Genomic DNA, 2,577 nt, shown 5'->3' on the forward strand with positions numbered 1-2,577 from the left:
GAGCACCACAACCACTCCAAGCCCGTCCGCCCGGCTGACGCCGAACAGACGCTGCCGCCTGCCCAGCTGGTCTGGGATTTTCCGTTCAGAGGGTGTCGGGCCAGGACCCGTTCGACGGTGATGCCGTGGGCTTCGAAGAACGCCTGGGTGCGCTGCCAGAAGGCAGTCATGGTGGGTTCCTACGAGGAGCAGCGGCGGACCGTGGTAGATCGGCTGCAGAAGACCCTGAGGCCGCTGCCCTCGAGAAGGCAGCCGGTCGCTGCCGAGGCGGGCGCTATCCAGGGTGGGTGGCTTCGTCCTCACCCGGGTGCTTTGGCGCCGCTGGGACCGCCAGAGCGCACTCCTCGACGCGTGAGTGGAGGGCGTTCGACCCAGCGGCGCGGCGCCGGCGCGCTCAGGCTGTGTCCCGGTTCCCCCAGCGGTCCCGGAACCAAGCCAAGGTCTCGGTGAGCAGTTTGCGGTTGTGGTCCCTCTCCAGCAGTGACAGACGGAAGTTGGGACGCAGCTCCAGCTTGCCTTCCGGGATGTCGACGCCCTCCATGTCGTTGAGCCGCCTGAGGAATTCAGCACGCAATGCGCGGTCGATGAACGGTTCACGTGCGGCCAGATGCTGAAACACCACCTCCGCCGTGCCGCCGCGCCCACCGCCCGGGTAGAGCGTCAACGGCCAGATCCCACGACCTGGCGCGCCCGCCTCCCCGAGCATGAGGAAAGCGCTCGTCGTGACCTGTCCCGCTCCGTGCCCGATCCAGCCGCCGAACTCTTCCCAGCGACCCAAGAGCATGCGGACCGCCTCCACCGTCTCGGGGGAGTCGTCGGCCGCTAGCTGACGGAAGAACCGGTCGGCTCGCGTCTCCTCGACCTCGCTGTCAACTGTGCGCTGCGCCGTGTCCTCGCCCTCGGCCTGATCGTCGTCCTCAGCGACCAGGAGGGCGAGATCGTCGGTGCTGAGACGCTGTGCCGGATCGGCGGCTCCGTTCACCGTGAAACGGACTCCGTCGGCGATCAGCCGGGAACGCACGTCGCCTCCCTCGTCCACGGGTGTCCAGCGGAAGCCTTCGGAGACCTTGCCTTCGGAGGTGAGTACCCGGTACGCGTTGGCCACCCCTGGAGTGCCCGCCAAGTGATTCCCCACCGCCTGGGCGCCGGAGCCCAGGAACGCAGCGAGATCCCCGTAAGACGTCCACGTGCCGTGTGGGAGCGCTGCGAGCAACTGATGTGCCAGGTGCCAGTCCCGGCTGCGCTCCGCGCGACCGACTCCATGCAGCGGGGCTGGCCACAAAGCGATCGCACGGTCGGCGAGTTCGTCGGCACGAGCCAGGATCTCCGCCGCGCCCCAGCGCTCGGTCGCGGCGATGCGACGGTTCATCTCCAGGTGGCTGTCCTGCAACAGGCCCTGCTTGCGCTCGAAGGGATGGTTTGACAGCTCTGCGTTGACCGCGGTGAGCGTCAGGTTTCCGAGGGTGTGCTGCAACCGGGAGTGCAGGTCCTCCGCGCCTTCTCCGTCCGCCGTGTCGTCAGCCAGCATCCGGATCCACTCGTCCCCGGGCGACTGCGGCATGACGTGCTCGATGGTGAGCTGTGCGGCGGTGAAGTCCACAGGTTCGGGATGCTCGTAGCTCTCCTCCAGTCGCTGCAGCACCATCTTGCGCTGGTGCCAGCGCCCGAACTGGTAGAAGGGCGCCGTCCGCACCTTTTCCCGCAGCTCGTCGTCGGCGGGCCAGAACCGATTGTCGGAGGAGAACAGCTGGTGCAGCCCGTCGGCGACGGGCACGTCGAGCGGCAGCTGCCTGGGCACGGCCTGGAAGATCCTGTTGAGGTTGTTCGTAGGCACTCGACAGATCATCCGGCGCACCAGGAAGCTCTCGATGTACGACATCGCACGGGCCGTCTCCGAGGAGTCGAGTTCTCCTTGCTCGCGTCGGTCGAGCAAGAGCATGAGAGCGGGGTAGGTGACCTGGGCCTGCCAAGAGTTCAATCGGTGCAGATAGGCGCGGACCGATTCGCTCGGCTCCTCCTGGGGATGGAGAATTCGGCGGAAGAGAGTGGCCCGGCGGTACAACTGCCTGATGTACGCCTCGATCTCCGCCTCGCTTGCCTCGCCGCGCTCGAAACGCTGCTGCTGTGCCGCGTACAGGTCCTGGCGACGGACCCGGTCGTCACCGTCGAGGACCAGCTGCAGCCACATGAGCTGTTCCAGCTCTTCGTTGCTCAGACTGTCTTGCAACGGAAGCCAGTAAGCCTCGTAGACCCGTTCACCACGGGTGGGCAGCCGCATGAACAGGTAGTTGCGCAGCAGGTCCGCCTGGCTGAGCTTTAGCCCTGTGTTGTTCAGGGACTCGAAGATGCGGTGCACGTTGTCGCCACGCTCGGCTGTCACCGCCACGAGCGTCAGCCTGGAGGTAATGGCCTGCTCGATGCGGAAGACATCCTGCGGGGTTGTGAGGCCACCTGTCTCGACCAGCTTACGGCGGAAGAAGCTGTAAGAGCCTGTCGGGTGGCTGATCATGCGTGATGCGTGACGGTCGTGATCTGCCCTCCGGGCATGGAGACGGCCCCGGAATGATCACGTGGTGT

Annotated in this window: 1 protein-coding gene; it reads right to left on the reverse strand. The window is 66.3% G+C overall.

What is annotated here, in order from left to right:
• Window positions 1-394: 394 nt before the first annotated feature.
• Window positions 395-2,509 (reverse strand): DUF1524 domain-containing protein, encoded by a 2,115-nt coding sequence (locus ABZ826_RS39130; RefSeq protein ID WP_361459341.1) that lies wholly within the window; start codon window positions 2,507-2,509, stop codon window positions 395-397.
• Window positions 2,510-2,577 lie beyond the last annotated feature (68 nt).

This window comes from Streptomyces sp. NPDC047515 (assembly GCF_040643055.1).
Lineage (GTDB): Bacteria > Actinomycetota > Actinomycetes > Streptomycetales > Streptomycetaceae > Streptomyces.